This is a genomic window from Burkholderia sp. AU18528, from assembly GCF_002223215.2.
Lineage (GTDB): Bacteria > Pseudomonadota > Gammaproteobacteria > Burkholderiales > Burkholderiaceae > Burkholderia > Burkholderia semiarida.
Genome location: NZ_NKFC02000006.1, coordinates 318755 through 338018 on the forward strand (window position 1 = coordinate 318755; position 19264 = coordinate 338018).

Here is a 19264-nt window from a genome sequence, read left to right on the forward strand (position 1 = left end):
CGGTGCGCCAATCGTTTACCGGCAACGCGGGTGCGGCGGCCGGCGCGGGCCGCGCGCTCATGCCGCGTCGCCGCGCGTGCCGGGCGCCGGTACGGCACGCGTCTCGCGCATCACGCACAGCGTCGCGACGGTCACGAGGCCGAGCGCGACGAGGAACAGCGATACGGGCCACGACGCGTGATAGCGCGCGAGCAGCGCGGTCGCGATCAGCGGCGACATGCCGCCCGCGAAGATCGACGCGACTTCATGGCCGAGCGCGACGCCCGAGTAACGCACTTCGGTGCTGAACAGCTCTCCGACGAGCGCCGGCAGCGTGCCGATCATCGCACCGTGGCTCACCGCCGTGCCGACCGTCAGCGCGAGCCACACGAGCGGCGTCACGCGCGTATCGAGCAGCCAGAAGAACGGAAACGCGCACGCGATCAGGCTCAGCGCGCCGATCAGGTACACGGGCTTGCGGCCGATCCGGTCGGACAGGCGACCCCACGCGAGCATCGCGCCCATCTCGACGATCATCGCGATCATCACGCCGGTCAGCATCGTGCCGTTCGGAATCCCGACGTACTTGCCGTAGACGAGCGAGAACGCGAGGAAGATGTACGCACCGCCGTTCTCGGCCACGCGCAGCCCCATCGCGAGCAGGATTTCCTTCGGATGGCGGCGGATGCACTCGACGATCGGCAAGTGCGTGCGCGCACCGCGCTTGCCGGCCTGCTCGAAGTCGCGGCTTTCCGGCAGATGGCGGCGGATATAGATGCCGATCGCGAAGATCGCGATGCTCGCGAGGAACGGCAGCCGCCAGCCCCACGTGCGGAACATGTCGTCCGGCAGCGCCTGCGCGGCGAGAAACGCGGCCGACGACAGCACGAAGCCGCCGCCCACGCCGAGCTGGCTCCACGCCGCGTAATAGCCGCGCTGCTCGGGCGGCGCGTTCTCGCTGATCATCAGCACGCCGCCGCCCCATTCGCCGCCGGACGCGATGCCCTGCAGCAGCCGCAGTACGACGAGCGCGGCCGGCGCCCACAGGCCGACCTGCGCGTAGGTCGGCAGCAGGCCGATCGCGAAGGTCGATGCGCCCATGATCAGCAGCGTCCACACGAGCGACGCCTTGCGTCCGTAACGATCGCCGACGTGGCCGAACACGATTCCGCCGAGCGGCCGCGCGACGAAACCGAGCGCGAATGCGGCGAACGCGGCGAGGCTGCCGGCCAGTGGCGATGCGCCGGGCGGAAAGAACACGTGGCCGAACACCAGCGCTGCGGCCGTGCCGTAGACGAAAAAGTCATACCATTCCATCGCGTTGCCGGCGACGGAGGCGATGACGATCCGGCGTAGTTGCCGGTCGGCGAGCGGCCGGGCGGCGCTCGGGGATTGCACGGTGTCGGTCGGGTACATGGCGGACTCTGAAGGGGAGGCGGGCGCGTGCCGTCTTTTGCGGCACTGCGGGCTAGTGTTGTCGGCCCCGCCGGCCCCGTCAAATCCGCAGAAAAAGGGGAGTGTCATCACTCCGGTTGATGATGGGTACAACCCTCGCGGGTGGAAAAGGTCACGCTGCGTGCCTGCATTTGCGTGGAAACTGGCATGGATGTTTCGGGCGGGCCAGAAAAGTTCAGACAGACTCCATGCAGGCGTCCGGTTGCTTGCGACCGGTACAAATCGGATCACGCAGAAAAGGGGCTTTTTTAACGAAAGTCGAAGCCGGAAAATTCGTATTCATCCCATAGGCGGCGTTGCATTTCCGCGTTATCAATCTCGATCCACGTGATATGCGAGATCGCTGATGAAGAACGAACAAGGCCATGAAATGGTTCGCCTCGGAGACGCCACCGACCACGACGGCACCGTCATCGAAGCCGCCGACGACCTGAAACATCTCGGAATCGGCGTGGCGCTTGACGGCCATGGTGTTCGTTGTCCGAAATGCGATGGCGTGTTTCCGCTGCTGGCGAGCGGGCCGCATGCACCATGGCCGCCTGGTGGGATATCGCGGCGACGCAACCGGCTGCGGCGCAATCGTCATTGGCCTGCGAGCAACAGGGGCGGCATGAATGGCGATTTTTGCTCATGCTCGCACGCTCTCGATCTCCGGCGCATCGTTGCCGACCTACGGAATGGATGCGCTGCCGGTCTTCGTTCCCGTGCGCTTGCAAGGCACCGAAACCCTTGGCCGTCTCGATGCATGCCGTTACCTCGTCACGCTGCGAACCGACGACGCCTATGCGTTCTCTCCCAGTCGCACGGCCGATGTCGAGCTGGACGAGATCGTCGGCACCGAAGTGACGGTGTCGATCCGGCTCCAGGACACAGGGTCGCTCGCGCCGGAGCCGCCCGGCACGGCTGGACACGACAACAGGGGCGCCGGAACGCGCGAGATCAGCGGACTGGTCGAAGCGGCACGGCTGGCCGGGCAGGATCGCGATTCAATCCTGTACGAACTGGAGCTGCGCCCGTGGCTCTATCGCGCGGCGCTGACGCAGGATTGCCGTCTGTTCCAGGATATGACCGTCGTCGAAATCACCGACGCGGTACTCGAGAAATACCCATACCCCGTCGACAAGCGCCTGGGCGCATTCCGCGGCGCGTATCCGACACGCGACGTCCAGCGTCAGGCGTTCGAATCGGATTGGGCGTTCCTGCAACGCCTCTGGGAAGAATGGGGAATCTGGTGGTGGTTCGAACACGACGGCGGCCGTCATCGCCTGGTCCTGTGCGACTCGATGGGCGGGCATCGGCCGCATCGTGCCGCTTATGCGACGTTGCGCTATCTGCCGCCCGGCGCGCGGCGCATCGACGCGGAACACATCCATACGCTGTCCGTGACCCGTCGTCTGACGCCGGGCGGCATGAGCGTGACGGACTACGACTACACGCGCCCGCGGGCCGATCTCGCCGCGACGGCGGAAGCCCCTCGCCCGAACGCAAGCGCCGATGGCGAGATCTACGGATGGGGCGATTACAGTCAGCCGCTTGCCGGCGCGCCTGGGCTGACGGGCCAACCGAACGATACGGCGCGCGAGGCGCATCACTTCGCAAACGTTCAACTCGAGGCGCAGCGCTCCAAGGGGCTGCGTGCGAACGGGCAAGGAAACCTGCGCGGCCTCGCGGCCGGGCATACCTTTGAGTTGACCGGCTATCCGCAGCAGGCGGCCAATCGAGAGTACCTCGTCGTATCGTGCACGCTCGATATCGAAGAGCTCGCGCAGCGCACCAGCGACGCGCCGACCTGTCGCGTCGACGCGCGATTCGAGCTGTTGCCGGCCAACGAGCCGTTCCGCCTGGAACGCAGCGTTCGCAAGCCGGTCATGAGCGGGCCGGAGACAGCCATCGTCGTCGGCCCCGCCGGACAGGAAGTCTGGACCGACCGATACGGCCGCGTGAAGGTGCAGTTCGCCTGGGACCGGCACGGCACGCACGACGAGCATGCCGGTATCTGGCTGCGCGTGCTGTCGCCGTGGCAAGGCGTGGACATGGGGGCGACGTTCATCCCGCGCATCGGCCACGAGGTCGCGGTGTCGCACTACCAGGGCGACCCGGATTTGCCGGTGATCATCGGCAGCGCGGTCAACGCGTTCCGACAGCCTGCGCTGGAGCTGCCGCACAACCATTCGCTCGCCGTGATCCGCGGTCGGGAGTTTCACGGCACCGCGTCCGGTCATCTCGCGATCGACGATACGCGGGAACAAATCCAGACGCAGCTGTCGAGCGATGCCGGTGCATCGACGCTGAGCCTGGGTAACCTCCGCCGTATCACACGCAAGAAAGGTCGCGGCGACGCGCGTGGCAAGGGTTTCGAGCTTCGCACCGACGACTGGGGTGTTGTTCGGGCGTTGAAGGGACTGTTCGTATCAACGGACGGCCAGCCAGGCGGCCCCGGCCACGCGAAGGCCGCGAAAGCGGCCGTCGGCCGGCTGACGCAGGCGCGTGACCTGCAGAAAAGCCTCGCGGATCTGGCGCAACGGCACGACGCACCACCACCTGGCGCCGATCAGCGCGACGTCCACCGGGCGATCAACGCGCGCAACGATGCGATTCGGGGCACACCGTCCGGGGGCACGAACGACTTCCCGGAACTGGCCGAACCCGACATCGTGCTGGCCGGATCGGCCGGCATCAGCATGGCGGCCGAGCGCGGCGCGCATATCGCCAGCGGCGAGGACGTGGCGGTGACGAGCGGCCGGCATGTCGGGATCGCCGTGGGGCGGTCGTTGTTCGCGAGCGTGTCGAACGCGTTCTCGCTGTTCGTGCACAAGGCGGGCATGGCGCTCGTCGCTGCCGCGGGGAAGGTGCGGATCGATGCGCAGACGGATGGCGTCGACGTCACCGCGAGGAAAGCCATCCGGCTCACGAGCACGGCCGACAGTATCCACCTGCACGCGGCAGAGGAAATCGTGCTGCACGCCGGCAGGACGGAAGTACGCATCAGCGACCGCGGATATGTGGTGCGCACGGCGGGCGAGCACACGATCCATGCGGGCAGTCATCAGACCGACCATGCACGGGTGCGACCGATGCGCATGCCGGTCACGCCCGAACACCCCGGGCGGTACGCCGCGCAGTTCGTGCTGCTGGAGCACGGCAGCGGGTTTGCCTTGCCGAAGCAGCCGTATCGGATCACGCTGGACAACGGACGCGTGATCGAGGGCGTGAGCAACGAGCGGGGCGAAACGGACGTGGTGACGAGTCACGACATCGCGTTCGGCACGGTGGAATTGCTGGCGGCGAGCGCGCCGGACAAGGTGATTGCGGTGAATCGGGCCGCGATCGTGCGCGAGAACACGGCGCCCTACACCGCCCGGGCGCCGAACGCCGACAAGCGCGCGGCGACGATCATGGGTAGGGAGGCCAGTACCCCGGAACAGGGCGCTACGTCGGGCAGCCAGCGGCCCGCGTTCGCGGCATGCGATCCGCTGAACTTCGGGTTGCGTTTCCATCACTTCATCGACGGGGCCAAACAGGGCGATACGCCGCGCAATATGCCGGTGCGCCGGGATGTCGAGTATCCGGTGACGAAAGCTTATACGGTGGCGATCAAGAAGGTGCTCAAGGGGATTCCGTGGGGCAAGTACTATACGGTGAGCGGCGAGTTAACAAGGAATCTGAATGAAAACATTGCGCTCGCAGTTGAAAAAATACTATGCGTCGCACTTTCGACCGGGCCGTTTGGAGTGCCAAGTGGTTCTTCAAGCGACCCAATGAAATCAAATGGCGCAACTCCCAAGATCGTCATTGTTAATGCGATTGAAGGTCGATCCAGGTACAACATGCGCTCAGACGTAAGCGCGTCGTTTTCCACGCCAAAGTGGACGATCGTCATTCAAGAAACCGAGATACTGAAGATCATCGCATCGTCAAACAACGCAGCTGCCTTGGATAGCAACCTGAAAGCATTCGCCGACTTGCTTTATCACGAAGCACGACATTGTCAGCAGGCATTCTGGATGATGGCTTTGCTTAATCGGCACTGTGAAGATTATTCTTCATTTAATAAAATAAATGTCATTTATAAACAATATATCCCCGAAGATATTTTCGCGGTTACGAAGAAAACTCAAATTCCGAGCGATGCACGAGTTTCCACAGGACTTCATCGCATGCTTATTTTTCACTATTACTGGATGATTTCGCATCTGCAGAATCAGACTGGCGGATCCTATGTGAAACCCGACGTGCCAATTGCACAGGCCGAGGTGTGCAAGCTGTTGAGAGTGCCGCCAGAGACGGCGGCGAAGATGGTCAGTTTCGAAGAGGGATACCGGAGTCAGTTACATGAAGAAGATGCATATGCGTGTGCGGAAGTGGTGCAAGCCTATTGGGACCGTCCTGATCGTGCTTTCGTGCGTAACCCCGGTACATGCACAGGAGAATACGATGCTTCATTTCACGCCGTTGGGGGAGGGATTTGAAGTGCAAACGACAGACGAGGAGCAACGCACCGTGCTGCGCATCATCCTTGAAACGGCCATGGCGATCCTGCGCGATGATGCACCCTACGATCCGAAACATATTGTCTTTGGAACAAACTACACGACATGGACGCACCATCCTGCAAAAGGATATCTTTATAAGTACGCAAATCGTGCACTCCATCGAACGACGATCGAATTTTCCACAGGCGACGACCCGGAGGACTACAGCGATAATCGCGACAAGGTAAAAATTGTTCCAGCCGGAGTAAGGATTATCTTCGACGCAAGGGTTGCTGGTTTGTCGGCTGCAGAAATAAAATCGCTTCTCCAGCTGGAGGATTATTGGATTGACGGAGAGGGAAATCGTCAATACGGGAACGAGATGATGGTGCGCGACCCGAAAATGCCGAATTTGCAGTCCTTCCGCTACCGATCAAAGGACCTTCCGGGAAGCAAGTTTCCCGTGAACGTGAATCTATTTTACGTGAATTCCCCGGACGGATTATCCCCGCCGGTCCTTGATGAAGTGAGGATACGTCGCGCATACAAAATCCTGACGCCGGACGAACGCAAGCAACGCCGTCTCGAAGAACAGCAAGCGAAGCGGCAGAAATATGGGGAAATGAACCTGTGCACCGGCATGCTGTGCCCGGAAACGGGGATATGGCAGGGATACAGCAAAACATCGGAGTCGCATCGGTTGCTGATCCGCAAGGGTCAAAAATTCCCTGACGTTCGCAAGTTGACCCCTTGGGAGCAAGCACAACGAGCGCAATACGCGGACCTCTTCGAACCCGGCCGATGGATGTGGTTGGAGGAATACGGCGACCCGCCGTGGACACAGGAAGGATGACGTCGCATCCTCGTTAGCGAATGCCCACAGCTGGCCGATTTCACACATGCAGAATCGGCCACGCCGCGCTTATGTAAAGCCCGACGTGCCAATTGCACAGGCCGAGGTGTGCAAGCTGTTGAGAGTGTCGCCGGAAACGGCGGCGAAGATGGTGAGTTTCGGAGAGGGATACCGGAGCCAGTCACATGAAGAAGATGCTTATGCGTGTGCCGAAGTGGTGCAAGCCTATTGGGATGAGCGCGTTATGTCCCGAGCCCGGCTTGTGGCAAGGATTCATCCCCGTCTCGGGTTCACAGTAATGGTTGGCCTACGAGAGACGAAAATTTCCCGCAGTCCGCACATTGCCCCCCAGGCGGAACGCGAGCAAGGGCGGCGCATCGAGCACGTACCGGGTCGCCGGGTGTGATTTAGAGCGCCACACGACCACCCGTTATGGGATGCAGGACGCCTCCGAACCTGACCAGGCGTGAACTCGAGGGCGGACCCGGCCCACCCTTTGGGATTCGCTGAACGCCCACGCGCCGCGGGCCGGAAATGGACCCGACTGCGCTCTCCTTGGCTTCGTCCCTTTTCGCCCGCGGCGGCGCACGCTACCCCCTCACCGCTCGATCTGCCGATTCCACCGCGTATCCCACTGCGCACGGCGTGCGTTGATCGCGGTCCAGTCGACCACCGTCACCTTGCGCACCAGATCGTCGACGTTGCCGAGGCTTTGCTGCATCGTGGCAGGCATCTTCGCGAGACGGTTGGTCGGAATCTGCTTGCCGGCCTCGGCCGCCTTCGTCTGCGCGGGCGCGGACAGCAAAAACTGCGCGAGCTTCTGCGCGAGTTGCGGATCGGGATTGTTCGCGACCACGCACAGGTCGACGAGCAGCAGCACCGGGCCTTCCTTCGGATTCGCATACGCAACGGGGATGCCCTTGTCCTGCAGGTCGCCGACGCCGGTCGGCGTCAGCGGGAACAGGCCGGCTTCGCCCGTCTGTACCATCTCCGAGATCTTCGCCGAGTTCGGGATGTATTCGACGACGTTCGGCCCGACCGTGCTCGCCCACTTGCTGAAGCCCGGCTCGACGTTCTGTTCGTTACCGCCGAGCAGCCGGTTGATCGCGAGGAAGCCGTGCAGCCCGAACGTGCTGCTCGACGCCGACTGGAACACGACCTTGCCCTTGTATTTCGGATCGGCGAAATCCATCCACGACGTCGGCGGCGCCCAGCCTTTCTCGGCGAACAGCTTCTTGTTGTACGCGATGCCGGTCATCCCGAGCTGCACGCCCGCGCCGACGTCGTCCTTCATCCGCGCGAACGGGTACAACTCCTTCAATACCGGCGAATCGTCGAGTTTCTGGCATACGCCGAGGCTCACCGCGCGCGCCATCACACCGTCGTCGAGGAACGCGACGTGGATCTGCGGCTTGTTGCGGTTCGCGAGCAGCTTCGCGAGCACGTCCGACGACGTGCCGGGCACGATCACCACCTTCACGTTGTTGGCCTTCTCGAAGTCGGGCAGCACCTGGCTCGTATAGGCCTTTTCCATCGGCCCGCCGTTCATGCCGACGTAGATCGTCTTCGTTTGCGCGCACGCGGGCGCGCCGGCGCCTGCGATGCAAAGGGCGGCGGCCGCCGCGATCGTGCCGAGCAGTTTCATTTTTGGATCTCCTCTTGACGGAAAGGGGCGGTCGGCGCGGCTTGCGGGAAGAAGCGGCCGATCGAGAATGCATCGAGTGGCGTGACGGTTTCGCCGGTGGTGACGAGATCGGCGAGTACCTCGCCGACACCCGGCGCGAGCAGGAAGCCGCCGCCTGAAAAGCCGAATGCATGCAGCAGGCGCGGCGTCGTGCGGCTCGCGCCGATGATCGGGTTGTGGTCGGGCGTGCAGCCTTCGACGCCGCTCCACGTGCGGATCAGCAGCGCGTCGCGCAGCGCGGGCAGCAGCGCGCACGCGTCGCGCATCACCGCGCGCGTCGTATCGACCGACGGCTGGCCGAATTCGCCGTCGCCGCGGCCGCGGCCGCCGCCGATCACGCAGTTGCCGCGCGCGACCTGGCGCGCGTACACGCCGCCGCCGTACACGCCGAGGTTGTGCGCGATGAACGGCGGCAGCGGTTCGGTCACCCACATGTTCGGGTAGATCGGCTCCATCGGCACGGCTTCGCCGAAGCGCTCTGCGATCGTGTTCGCCCATGCGCCGGCCGAATTGATCAGCCATGTCGCCGTGTGCGCGCAGCCGCCGGCCTGCACATGAAAGCGCGTGCCGTCGTGGTGAACCTCGTCGACCGGGGTGTGCTCGAACACGTCCGCGCCCGCCGCGCGAGCCGCACGCGCGAACGCGGGCGACACGAGGCGCGGGTTCGCATGGCCGTCGGTCTCGCACAGCGAGCCGCCGAGCGCCGCGCGGCCGAGCCACGGGTAGCGGCGGCGGAACGCGTCGCCGCGCATCACCTGCAGCGGCAAGCCGTGTTCGCCGGCGAGCGCGGCGTACGCGTCGAGCGCGTCGAGATCGGCGTCGCTGCGCGCAAGCCGCAAGTGGCCGGACACGACGAATTCGCCGTCGATGCCGATCAGTTCGGGCAGGCGATCCCAGATACGCCGCGCGCGCAGCGCGAGCGGCAATTGCTCGGCCGGGCGGCCCTGGCAGCGCACCCCGCCGTAGTTCACGCCGCTCGCCTGCGCACCGCAGTCGCGCCGCTCGAACAGCCCGACGCGCAAGCCGCGTCGCGTGAGCGCGAGTGCGGCCGACGCGCCGACGAGGCCGCCGCCGACGATCGCGACGTCGTAATGTCGACGCTCACTCATCGCGCGCCTCGTCGGGAATCGCCGCGACGTCGTCGCCCGCGAGCGCGGCCGAGATCGGGAACGGCTTCACCGGCGGTTGCGCACGCAACCGGCCGACGTCGGCGAGCGGAAGGCCGGTTTCGGCGGCCAGCACGAGCGCGGCCGCGTCGCCGCACATGCGGCCCTGGCAGCGACCCATGCCGACGCGCGTCAGCGCTTTCAGCCGGTTCATTTCGGTCGCTGCGCCCGCGCGAATGCAGCGGCGCAGCGTGCCCGCGTCGACTTCCTCGCAGCGGCACACGATCGTGTCGTCGGGGCAGCGCGCGGCTTGGTCGGCCGGCGGCGCGAATGCCGCTTCGAGGCCCACGCGGAACGAGCCGATGCGTGCGAGCGTGCGGTCGAGCGCCGCCGTGTCGGGTTTGCCGGACGGCGAGCGAGATGCGATGCCGGCATCGTCGAGCAACGCGAGCGCCGCACGTCGGCCCGACGCTTCGGCCGCGTCGGCGCCCGCGATGCCCGCGCCGTCGCCGGCGACGTAGATACCGCGCACCGACGTGCGCCCGGCTGCGTCGCGCTCCGGCAGCCATGCGCGATCGAGCGGGTCGAAGCCGAACCGGCAGCCGGCCAGATCGGCGAGCTGCGTTTCGGAACGCAGGCCGAAGCCGAGGCCGAGCGCATCGCAGTCGAGCACGCGCGGCGACGCGGTGCGCTCGTCGTCGCCTGCGGCGCGCCATGCGAGCCCCGTCACATGTCGGGCGCCGAGCACGCGCTCGAACGTGACGCCCGTTTCGATCGCGACGCCGTGCGCGCGCAGCCAGCCGATGGTGTAGAGCCCCTTCGCGAAGATCGACGGCATGCGCAGCAGCGCGGGCGCGGCGGCGGCCTGGCGGCGCAGCGGGCTCGTATCGAGCACGGCCGCGACCTGCGCGCCGGCCTTCGCATACTGGTAAGCGACGAGGTAAAGCAGCGGCCCCGTGCCCGCGAAAACGATGCGCCGGCCGATCGCGCAGCCCTGCGCCTTCAGCGCGACCTGTGCGCCGCCGAGCGTATAGACGCCCGCGAGCGTCCAGCCCGGCACGGGCAGCACGCGGTCGGTGGCGCCGCTCGCGACGATCAGGTGCGCGTACGGCACCGTCACTTCACGGCCGTCCTGCAGCGTGTCGACGCGGCCCGCGCCGCATGACCACGCCAGTGTGTTCGGCCGGTAGTCGACGTGCGGCAGCAGCGCGGCCATCGTCCGGTGCAGCGCGTCGGCCTTCGCGGCCTCGAAGCCGTATAGCGTGCGCTTGTCGCGCGCGAACGCGGCGCCGGCCGGCGGTTGACGATAGATCTGTCCGCCCCAGCGCGCGTTCTCGTCGATCACGACCGGCCGCAGTCCCGCGTCGACCAGTGCCTCGGCCGCGCGCACGCCGGCCGGCCCCGCGCCGACGATCACCGGCTGCAGCGCGGCGTTCATGCTGCGTCTCCGGCTGCGATCGGCCGGGCGATCGTGAGAATCCGCATGCCTTCGACGATCGGCGTCGAGCATGCGCGCACGCGTGCGCCGGCTTCGGTGCGCACCCAGCAGTCCTGGCACGCGCCGATCAGGCAGAAGCCCGCGCGCGGCTGCCCGCTGAATTCGCTGATGCGCACGCGACGCTGCGCGACCAGAATCGCGGTGAGCACGGTGTCGCCGGCGAGCGCCTGCGCAGGACGGCCGTCGAGCGTGAACGCGACGGACGCGCGCTCGCGTTCGGCGACGCGCACGAACTGCGCGCCGTCGTCCGCGATGTCGTTGGTACGGGAAACGGGAGTCGTCATCAATGTTGGCCGATCAGGATGCGGTTCAGGCCGTATACGCGATCGAGCAGCAGCATCGCGCCGGCGGTGATGAAGATGACGAGCGCCGACACCGACGCCATCATCGGGTCGATCGATTCGGTCGCGTACATGTACATGCGCACGGGCAGCGTGACCGTCTGCGGCGACGTGACGAAGATCGACATCGTCAGCTCGTCGAAGCTGTTGATGAACGCGAGCAGCCAGCCGCCCGTGATGCCGGGCACGATCATCGGCAGCGTGATGCGGCGGAAGGTCGTCCACGGGTCCGCGCCGAGCGAGCATGCGGCCTGCTCGATGCTGCGGTCGAGGCCCGCGACGGACGCGAGCACGAGCCGCATCACGAACGGCGTGATGACGATCATGTGCGCGAGCACGAGCCATGCGAACGAACCGGTCGCGCCGATCAGCGCGAAAAAGCGCAGCAGCGCGATGCCGAGCACGAGGCCGGGAATCACGAGCGGCGACAGCAGCAGCCCGTTCAGGAACGCGCGGCCCGGAAACGTCGCGCGGCCGATCGCGAGGCCGGCCGGCAACGCGATCGCGAGCGACAGCGTCGCCGACGCGAACGCGAGCTTCACGCTGTTGAGGAACGCGGTGACGAAGTCGGGATAGTCGAGGATCGCGCGGAACCAGCGCAGCGACACGCCGCGGGTCGGCAGCGTCAGCGTTTCGTCGGGCGTGAACGCGACGAGCACGACGATCACGAGCGGCGCGAGCACGAACAGGATCACGAGCGTGTGGAACGCCAGCGCAAAGGGGCCGTTCTTTCTCATCGGGAGGCGCCTCCGAGGCTGCGCGCGTAGCGGCGTTCGAGCACGCGGTAGTAGGTGAGCATCACGGCGAGGTTCGCCGCGAGCAGCAGCACCGCGATCGTCGCGCCGAGCGGCCAGTTCAGCGAGCCGAGGAATTCGTCGTAGACGGCCGTGGCCGCGACCTTCAGGCGGCGCCCGCCGAGCAGGCCCGGAATCGCGAACGCGCTCGCCGACAGCCCGAACACCATCAGGCTGCCCGACAGCACGCCGGGCATCAGTTGCGGCACGACGATGCGGCGCAGCGTCGTGAACGGCGATGCGCCGAGCGACAGCGCCGCGTGCTCCGTCTGCGGATCGAGCCGCTGCAGCGCGGTCCACACCGGAATCACCATGAACGGCAGCATCACGTGCACCAGCGCGATCACGATCGCGAAGGTCGTGTATTCGAGCTTGTACGGCCCGAGGCCGACGAGCGCGAGCGCCTGGTTCACGAGCCCGCTCGTGTTCAGCAGCATGCTCCAGCCGAACGCGCGCACGACCACCGACACGAGCAGCGGCGCGAGGATCGCGAGCAGGAACAGCGAGCGCCACGGGTCGCGCATTTTCGACAGCACGTACGCTTCGGGCGTGCCGATCGCGACGCAGATCGCGGTGGTCAGCGCGGCAATGCCGAACGTGCGCGCGAAGATCGTGTGGAAGTACGACGAGCCGAGCACTTCCGCGTAGTTGCCGAACTGGAACGCGGCGATCGGGCCGGTGGCCGGGTCGAAGCGGTAGAACGTCAGCACGAATGTCATCGCGAGCGGCACGAGCACGAGCGCGGCGAACAGCGCGAAGGCAGGCGCGCACATCAGCCACAGCGGCGCATGCGCGCGCCAGCTCGCGCGCAGCGCGGCGGCGGCGCCGGCACGGGGCGTCACCGCGTCCGCCGCGGCCGTGGCGGCCACGGTCGCGCCCGATTGCACGACCCCGGCCGGTGCGCCTTCAGTCGAGAGCGGGCGGGAAGGCTGTCGCATTCAGGCCTCCCGGCGCATCACGCGCACCGCGTCGCTGTGCCAGTCGATGCCGACCGGCGCGCCTTCCGCGAGCGGCTCCGCGCCTTCGTTCTGGCAGCACACGAGCACCTCGCCGAGCGCGCTGTCGACGCGGTACAGCCACTGGCTGCCGAGGAAGAAGCGGCTCGTGACGGTCGCCGCGAAGCGGCCGGCCTCGGGCGCGCACAGCCGCAGCTTTTCGGGGCGGATGCAGACCGATACCGCGTCGCCCACGCGCACGTCGCGCTCGCGCGGGGGCAGATGCGCGGTGCGGCCCGTCTCGGCGAGATCGTGCCCGAGGTCGATGCGGATCGCGTCGCCGTCGTGCGCGACGATCGTGCCGGGCAGCAGGTTCGCCTTGCCGATGAATTGCGACACGAAATGATTTTCGGGGCGCTCGTATGCGCGATACGGGGTATCGGTCTGCGTGATGCGGCCGGCTTCCATCACGACCACGCGGTCGCTGATCGACAGCGCTTCCGACTGATCGTGCGTGACCATGATCGTCGTCGTGCCGATCTTGCGCTGGATCGCGCGCAGCTCGAACTGCATGTCCTCGCGCAGCTTCGCGTCGAGATTCGACATCGGTTCGTCGAGCAGCAGCACGGGCGGCTCGATCACGACCGCGCGCGCGATCGCCACGCGCTGCCGCTGGCCGCCGGACAATTCGCGCGGAAAGCGGTGCGCGAGCGCGTCGAGCCGCACGAGCGCCAGCGCCGCGCGAATGCGCTCCGCGCGCTCGGCCTTGTCGATGCCGCGCATGTCGAGGCCGAAGCCGACGTTCTCCGCGACGCTCATGTGTGGAAACAGCGCATAGCTCTGGAACACGATGCCGAGCCCGCGGCGGTTCGGCTTCAGGTGCGTGATGTCCTGCCCGTCGAGCGCGATGCGGCCGCGCGTGACGTCGACGAAGCCGGCGATCATCTGCAGCGTGGTGGTCTTGCCGCAGCCGGACGGCCCGAGCAGCGACACGAATTCGCCTTGCTCGACCGACAGGTTGACGTCCGCGACGGCGGTGAGCTCGCCGAAGGTTTTCGTCAGATCCGTAAGCGTGAGAAACGACATGGAGAGCTCCGGGTTCGCACACCGCATGGCCGGTGCGCCGATGACGCGGACTCTAGCCAGCCATATTTCGGCGCGTCAATTTCGAATTCTGCTGAACGGGAGGAATTTCGGAAAAATTCCATTGACCGGAACGAATCGGAAAATCGCCTGCGAATCGTTCCGTTGGATGACGGGCGGCCGATCCGTGAAATGTCCGCGTCAATCCCGTGCACACCCGGATGCCCGCGGATTTTCGGCCGGACGACAATAGCGGCTACCGTATTCCATTCACTGAAATCGTCGAGGAGAGCCGACATGCAGGAACCTCGTTCGCGCGGAACGTCGCCGTCCGCCCGCGCGCCGCGCCCGGACGAGCACGCCGCCGATGCGGCAGATCCCGTCGATTCAGCCGGTGCGCCCGGCACCGGCATGCTGCAGCGTGCGTTCGCGATCCTGCGCGCGCTGGCCGGCATGCAGCAGGACGGCGTGCGCGTCACGCATCTGGCGAAGGCCGTCGGCCTGACGCAGGGCACCGCGCACCGCATCCTGCAATCGTTGATCGCCGAAGGGATGGTCGAACAGGACGAGCAGTCGAAGCTGTACCGGCTGAGCGTCGACTTTTTCGCGCTCGCCGCGCAGGCCGGCAACCCGAGCAGCATGCGCACGCTGTGCCGTCCCGCGCTGCTGCGGCTGTGCGCGAGCCTCGGCGAAACCATCTTCCTGCTGGTGAAGAGCGGCTTCGACGCCGTGTGTCTCGACCTGTGCGAAGGGCCGTTTCCGATCCGCTCGTTTACCGGCGATATCGGCGGGCGCATCGCGCTCGGCGTCGGGCAGGGCAGCCTTGCGATCCTCGCGTTCCTGCCCGAAGCCGAGCGCGAGGAGGTGATCCGCTTCAACGTGCCGCGCATCCGCGGCTACGGTGTGCTCGACGAGGTGTATCTGCGCACCGAGATCGAACGCGTGCGGCAACTCGGCTACGCGGGCCGCAACAGCGGCGTGCTCGACGGAATGGCCGGCGTCGCGGTGCCGATCCTCGATCGCACCGGTTATCCGGTGGGTGCGCTGAGCGTCGGCACGCTCGCGTCGCGGCTCGGCGACGACCGGATGCCGATGGTCGTCGAACTGCTGCGACGTCAGGCCGCCGCGATCGGCCCGCGCACCAATCCGTTCGACGCCGCGTTGCGGCGGCCGATGCACGGGCTGTCGGGGAAAACCGTCTAGCCGCGTCGCGCGTGGCCGTTTCATCGGCTTGCTCGGCCCAGGCGCCATGCCGTTCGCCGGTGCGGATCGAACGCCTCGAATGACGTTTTTCGAGGGTTATACGACCTTTGAGCCATCCGCGTCACGTTCCATACTGCACGTGAACGATCAAGCAGGAACCCGCACGCAAGCGCCATCGCGTGTCGCGTAGCCGGCCTGGTCAATCACGACACGAAAAGGAACGGAAGATGCGACTCAAAAATAAATCGGTGTTGATCACGGGCGGCACCAGCGGCATCGGTCTGGCCACCGCGAAGCTGTTCATGGCGGAAGGTGCGCGCGTCGCGGTGACGGGGCGCGACGAGGCCGCATTCGAGCGCGTGAAGGCGGAACTCGGCGAGCATGCGCTCGTGCTCAAGGGCGACGTCAGGTCGCTGGACGACATGCGCGCGATTGCCGCCGCGGCCGACGAGACGTTCGGCGGCCTCGATGTCGTGTTCGCCAACGCGGGCTGGGCGTTCCCGTCCGCCGTGAACGACATCGACGACACGCTCTACAACGACATCATGGACGTCAACGTCAAGGGTGTGGTGTTCACGCTTCAAGCAGCGCTGCCGTACCTGCGCGAAGGTTCGTCGGTGATCCTCAATACCTCGTTCGTCGATCAGACCGGCAAGCACGGCATCTCGTTGACCGCGGCGGCAAAAGCCGCCGTGCGTTCGCTGGCCCGCAGCTGGTCGTACGAATTTCTCGACCGGAAAATCCGTTTCAACGCGATCGCACCCGGCCCGATCGATACGCCGCTGCTGTCCAGGTGGGGCAAGCCCGACGAATGGGTGCGCGAGCGCAAGGCCGAATTCGCGCACGCGATTCCGGTTGGCCGCATGGGCGAGGCCGACGACATCGCGTACGCGGCGCTCTATCTCGCCAGCGACGAATCCTCGTACGTCGTCGGTACCGAGCTGGTCGTCGACGGCGGTGCGTCGCAGCTTTAAGCCCGCGCTTCGCGATCGCCGGGCCCGGCATGTCACCCCGGCTCATCCTCATCCCGATTTCACGTCCGCCGCGCCGTTCGCCGCGGCGGTTCTTCGATCCGGCCCGGCGCGGTTGCACGCGCTCATGGGCCGAAGTTGCAAGGAGCAATCATCTTGACCGACAGTAGCGACAACCATGCGTCCGCCGGGCCGCTCACGCGGGCAGGCCGTTCGCGCCGCGATGTCCTGAAGTTCGGCAGCGCGGCCACCCTCGGCGCCGTGCTGGGTGGCGGCGCGGTGCTCGGGCACGCCACGCCGGCGCCTGCGGGCAGCACGGGGCTGCTCGCGCCGAACGAGCCGCTCGAGATCCTGATCGTCAATTACGACGGCGGCACGCTGCTCGACTTCGCGGGCCCCAGCGAGGTCTTCCACCGGTTGCCGAATACGAACGTGCGCTATGCGAGCCTCGACGGCGGCAACGTGACGCTCGAATTCGGCGTCGTGTACGGCAAGACCGAACGGCTGGCCGATATCCACAGGACCGACGTGATCCTCGTGCCCGGCGGGTCCAATTTGTCGGTGCCGATGCGGCCGGCGTATCAGGCGCAGATCCGCCGTCTGGCGGAGAGCGCCAAACACGTGACGTCGGTATGCAACGGGTCGCTCGTGCTCGCCGCGACGGGCGTGCTCCAGGGCAAGCGCAGCGCCTGCCATTGGGCGTTCGTCAACAAGCTGGCCGAATATGGTGCGATTCCCGTTCCCGATCGCTTCGTCGAAGACGACAACGGCCGCTTCATGAGCGGCGGCGGCGTGACGGCGGGCATCGACTTCGCGCTGCGCGTGGCGGCGAAGCTGCGCGGCCAGCAGGCCGCCGAGTACACGCAGCTCGTGATCGAATACGATCCCGATCCGCCGTTCCACGCCGGTCATCCGAGAGAGGCGCGGCCCGAACTCGTCGCGATGGTCGACAAGAAGCTGCCCGGTGCATCAAAGGGGCTCGCACGCATTCCCGGCGTGCGCTGAAACGCTTGCCGGCACCGCGAGCAGCGTTGCCGCCTCTTCAATTCAAACCCGATTCGGAAATCATTCGATGCGACGGATTCATCTTTGTACTGCCGCGCTTGCAGCGTGCGTGTCATTTTTTTCATTCGCGGCGTCGGCTGTCGCCGCTGGTGCGCAACGCCCGCCCGAAGCGGCCATCAAGGCCGAGAACGCGCGATGGGCGGACGCTTTTGCGCGAGGGGATTACGACGCGATCGGCCGCCTCTATACCGACGACGGCGCGCTCTTGCCGCCGGGCGGCGACAAGGTCACGGGGCGCCGGGCGATCACCGAGTACTTCACCAACGGGTATGCCGGATCGAAACCCGGCACCGTGTCGTTCGACAACTACGAGTTCTACGGTAACGACCAGGCCGTGACGGAGGTATCGGATGTGGAGGTTCGCAATCACGACGGAGTGCTGAAGATCCGCGCGAAGCAGACGCTCGTGTTCCTGAAGCAGGGCGGCACGTGGAAGCTGCATCGCGACATGTGGAACGCTTACCCGCCGGTCAAGGATTGACGACGACTATCGACGTCCGGCGAAATGGCGCGTTGGGCACCCACGCGCCAATCACCCATTGGCGAGACGTCGACCCGGCCGCGCGCTGACCGGCAGGCGGCCGATCAGCGCGCGGCGTTCGACCTGCTCTCGCGTCGAACCGCTTGCGGCGGGTGCCCGAGCAGCTTGATGAAGGCACGGCGCATCCGTTCCGGATCGGTGAATCCCACCGCCAGCGCGATCTGTTCGATCGGTTCGCTGCCGCTCTGCAGGCGTAGCCTTGCCGCTTCTACTCGTAGACGCTCGACCGCCCTCGCGGGCGTTTCCCCGGTTTCCCGGCGAAAGGCGCGCCCGAACTGTCGCACGCTCAAGCTCGCCGCATCGGCGAGCCGTTCGACCGGCAACGCTTCGGCCAGATGTTCGCGAGCGAAATTCAGTGCGATACGGATGCGATCCGATTCCGGCTCCATCTGCGACATCGCGGAGAATTGCGACTGCCCGCCGGGCCGCCGATACGGAACGACGAGAAGCCGCGACACCTCGCGCGCGATCTCCGCGCTCATGTCCCGTTCGATCATGCCGAGCGCGAGGTCGATGCCGGACGCGATGCCCGCCGACGTCCAGACGCGGCCGTCGACGACATAGATGCTGTCGCCGTCGACCCGTGTGCGAGGAAAGCGCGACTGCAATTGCGCGGCGTATCGCCAGTGCGTCGCCGCTCTCAATCCGTCCAGCGAACCGGTTTCCGCAAGCAGGAATGCGCCGGTACACACGCTTGCCACTCGCGACGCCCTGGTGGCCAGCTTGCTGGCCGCGACGATATTCTCCGACGTCTGCATCGGCGCGATATCGCCGCCGACGAACACGACGGTGTCGAACGCGCGCCGTCCGATCGGCTTCGTGTCGATCGAAAGGCCGGTATTGCCGGGAATCGGGCCGCCGAATGGCGAGATGACGTGAAGATCGTATGGCGTGCGGCCGGCGGCCGTGGCCACCTGATTGAAGGCCGATAGCGGCCCGCCAAGATCGAGCGCGTCGTAGCCGCGGCAGACGAAGAATCCAATTCGATGCATGACGAGGCAATGAGTCGGTAACGCCGGAATGGCGAATTTTACGGGGGAACCCTCGAATCATGTCATTTGGCTTGAAACGAGGGAAAAGCGTCCTTTACGTCTTCATCGATCGACTGTATGGGTTTGCGCCGCGCGGATGCGATGCCGACAGAAAGCAACGAACAGCGACGATAGGTGAATGCCGGTTGATCTCGCGCAGCGGGCGTCCCGATCCGGGAAAAAGCGCCGGTATTGCAGCGCAGCGAAAGACGGCGACGCCCGCCCGGTCGAGCCTCCGTCACGAACCGAAACC

Annotated in this window: 15 protein-coding genes and 1 pseudogene; 7 read left to right on the forward strand and 9 right to left on the reverse strand. The window is 66.1% G+C overall.

The genetic code is table 11. From position 1 onward, the window contains the following. Positions 1 to 57: 57 nt before the first annotated feature. A complete protein-coding gene (locus tag CFB52_RS18275) occupies positions 58 to 1395 on the reverse strand; it encodes an MFS transporter (RefSeq protein WP_099317126.1) in 1338 nt (445 codons plus the stop codon). Positions 1396 to 1804: 409 nt separating this feature from the next. On the opposite strand from CFB52_RS18275, the pseudogene CFB52_RS35395 reads away from it, so the two are divergent. The 3 genes and pseudogenes from CFB52_RS35395 to CFB52_RS18290 all read left to right on the forward strand — a co-directional run. Then, a pseudogene (locus tag CFB52_RS35395) lies at positions 1805 to 1894 on the forward strand (PAAR domain-containing protein); the annotation flags it as partial. Between the two features lie 154 nt (positions 1895 to 2048). After that, positions 2049 to 5903 (forward strand): type VI secretion system Vgr family protein, encoded by a 3855-nt coding sequence (locus CFB52_RS18285; protein ID WP_099317127.1) that lies wholly within the window; start codon positions 2049 to 2051, stop codon positions 5901 to 5903. Then, a complete protein-coding gene (locus CFB52_RS18290; RefSeq protein ID WP_226094128.1) occupies positions 5869 to 6759 on the forward strand; it encodes a hypothetical protein in 891 nt (296 codons plus the stop codon). Before CFB52_RS18285 ends, CFB52_RS18290 begins: the two co-directional genes overlap by 35 nt. Before the next feature lie 598 nt (positions 6760 to 7357). On the opposite strand, the gene CFB52_RS18300 is transcribed toward CFB52_RS18290, so the two are convergent. The 7 genes from CFB52_RS18300 to CFB52_RS18330 are packed head-to-tail and all read right to left on the reverse strand — an operon-like array spanning position 7358 to position 14203. After that, complete coding sequence (locus CFB52_RS18300) at positions 7358 to 8404, reverse strand: ABC transporter substrate-binding protein (RefSeq protein ID WP_099317128.1); 1047 nt, start codon at positions 8402 to 8404, stop codon at positions 7358 to 7360. Beyond that, positions 8401 to 9552, reverse strand: a complete 1152-nt coding sequence (locus CFB52_RS18305; protein WP_059580157.1) for an FAD-binding oxidoreductase — start codon at positions 9550 to 9552, stop codon at positions 8401 to 8403. The genes CFB52_RS18300 and CFB52_RS18305 overlap by 4 nt, the downstream gene beginning before the upstream one ends. Next, complete coding sequence (locus tag CFB52_RS18310; protein WP_099317129.1) at positions 9545 to 10987, reverse strand: NAD(P)/FAD-dependent oxidoreductase; 1443 nt, start codon at positions 10985 to 10987, stop codon at positions 9545 to 9547. Before CFB52_RS18310 ends, CFB52_RS18305 begins: the two co-directional genes overlap by 8 nt. Further along, positions 10984 to 11331: a (2Fe-2S)-binding protein gene (locus CFB52_RS18315; protein WP_059580162.1), complete on the reverse strand. Its 348-nt coding sequence runs from the start codon at positions 11329 to 11331 to the stop codon at positions 10984 to 10986. Before CFB52_RS18315 ends, CFB52_RS18310 begins: the two co-directional genes overlap by 4 nt. After that, positions 11331 to 12125, reverse strand: coding sequence for an ABC transporter permease (locus CFB52_RS18320; RefSeq protein WP_059580164.1), 795 nt, complete (start codon positions 12123 to 12125; stop codon positions 11331 to 11333). Before CFB52_RS18320 ends, CFB52_RS18315 begins: the two co-directional genes overlap by 1 nt. Beyond that, on the reverse strand, positions 12122 to 13120 hold the full coding sequence (locus tag CFB52_RS18325; protein WP_099317130.1) for an ABC transporter permease: 999 nt from the start codon (positions 13118 to 13120) through the stop codon (positions 12122 to 12124). Before CFB52_RS18325 ends, CFB52_RS18320 begins: the two co-directional genes overlap by 4 nt. Beyond that, entirely contained in the window at positions 13121 to 14203 is a 1083-nt protein-coding gene (locus tag CFB52_RS18330) for an ABC transporter ATP-binding protein (protein WP_089465414.1), read from the reverse strand. Between the two features lie 294 nt (positions 14204 to 14497). Here CFB52_RS18330 and CFB52_RS18340 point away from each other — a divergent pair, with 294 nt between their 5' ends. The 4 genes from CFB52_RS18340 to CFB52_RS18355 all read left to right on the forward strand — a co-directional run bounded on the left by CFB52_RS18340 (position 14498) and on the right by CFB52_RS18355 (position 17920). Further along, positions 14498 to 15403, forward strand: a complete 906-nt coding sequence (locus tag CFB52_RS18340) for an IclR family transcriptional regulator (protein ID WP_089465415.1) — start codon at positions 14498 to 14500, stop codon at positions 15401 to 15403. Between the two features lie 227 nt (positions 15404 to 15630). Then, complete coding sequence (locus tag CFB52_RS18345) at positions 15631 to 16377, forward strand: SDR family oxidoreductase (RefSeq protein WP_089465416.1); 747 nt, start codon at positions 15631 to 15633, stop codon at positions 16375 to 16377. A 153-nt stretch (positions 16378 to 16530) separates the two neighbouring features. After that, on the forward strand, positions 16531 to 17379 hold the full coding sequence (locus tag CFB52_RS18350; protein WP_059580176.1) for a DJ-1/PfpI family protein: 849 nt from the start codon (positions 16531 to 16533) through the stop codon (positions 17377 to 17379). A 67-nt stretch (positions 17380 to 17446) separates the two neighbouring features. After that, positions 17447 to 17920, forward strand: a complete 474-nt coding sequence (locus CFB52_RS18355; RefSeq protein ID WP_059580179.1) for an SgcJ/EcaC family oxidoreductase — start codon at positions 17447 to 17449, stop codon at positions 17918 to 17920. Between the two features lie 104 nt (positions 17921 to 18024). Here CFB52_RS18355 and CFB52_RS18360 read toward each other — a convergent pair whose 3' ends face one another. Then, on the reverse strand, positions 18025 to 18972 hold the full coding sequence (locus CFB52_RS18360; RefSeq protein ID WP_059580180.1) for a GlxA family transcriptional regulator: 948 nt from the start codon (positions 18970 to 18972) through the stop codon (positions 18025 to 18027). Positions 18973 to 19264: the final 292 nt, after the last annotated feature.

Bases quoted from the DNA above. Each gene is read 5' to 3' on its own strand.
- CFB52_RS18275 (WP_099317126.1), bottom strand. From the start codon at position 1,395: ATGTACCCGACCGACACCGTGCAATCCCCGAGCGCCGCCCGGCCGCTC.
- CFB52_RS18285 (WP_099317127.1), top strand. From the start codon at position 2,049: ATGGCGATTTTTGCTCATGCTCGCACGCTCTCGATCTCCGGCGCATCG.
- CFB52_RS18290 (WP_226094128.1), top strand. From the start codon at position 5,869: ATGCTTCATTTCACGCCGTTGGGGGAGGGATTTGAAGTGCAAACGACA.
- CFB52_RS18300 (WP_099317128.1), bottom strand. From the start codon at position 8,404: ATGAAACTGCTCGGCACGATCGCGGCGGCCGCCGCCCTTTGCATCGCA.
- CFB52_RS18305 (WP_059580157.1), bottom strand. From the start codon at position 9,552: ATGAGTGAGCGTCGACATTACGACGTCGCGATCGTCGGCGGCGGCCTC.
- CFB52_RS18310 (WP_099317129.1), bottom strand. From the start codon at position 10,987: ATGAACGCCGCGCTGCAGCCGGTGATCGTCGGCGCGGGGCCGGCCGGC.
- CFB52_RS18315 (WP_059580162.1), bottom strand. From the start codon at position 11,331: ATGACGACTCCCGTTTCCCGTACCAACGACATCGCGGACGACGGCGCG.
- CFB52_RS18320 (WP_059580164.1), bottom strand. From the start codon at position 12,125: ATGAGAAAGAACGGCCCCTTTGCGCTGGCGTTCCACACGCTCGTGATC.
- CFB52_RS18325 (WP_099317130.1), bottom strand. From the start codon at position 13,120: ATGCGACAGCCTTCCCGCCCGCTCTCGACTGAAGGCGCACCGGCCGGG.
- CFB52_RS18330 (WP_089465414.1), bottom strand. From the start codon at position 14,203: ATGTCGTTTCTCACGCTTACGGATCTGACGAAAACCTTCGGCGAGCTC.
- CFB52_RS18340 (WP_089465415.1), top strand. From the start codon at position 14,498: ATGCAGGAACCTCGTTCGCGCGGAACGTCGCCGTCCGCCCGCGCGCCG.
- CFB52_RS18345 (WP_089465416.1), top strand. From the start codon at position 15,631: ATGCGACTCAAAAATAAATCGGTGTTGATCACGGGCGGCACCAGCGGC.
- CFB52_RS18355 (WP_059580179.1), top strand. From the start codon at position 17,447: ATGCGACGGATTCATCTTTGTACTGCCGCGCTTGCAGCGTGCGTGTCA.
- CFB52_RS18360 (WP_059580180.1), bottom strand. From the start codon at position 18,972: ATGCATCGAATTGGATTCTTCGTCTGCCGCGGCTACGACGCGCTCGAT.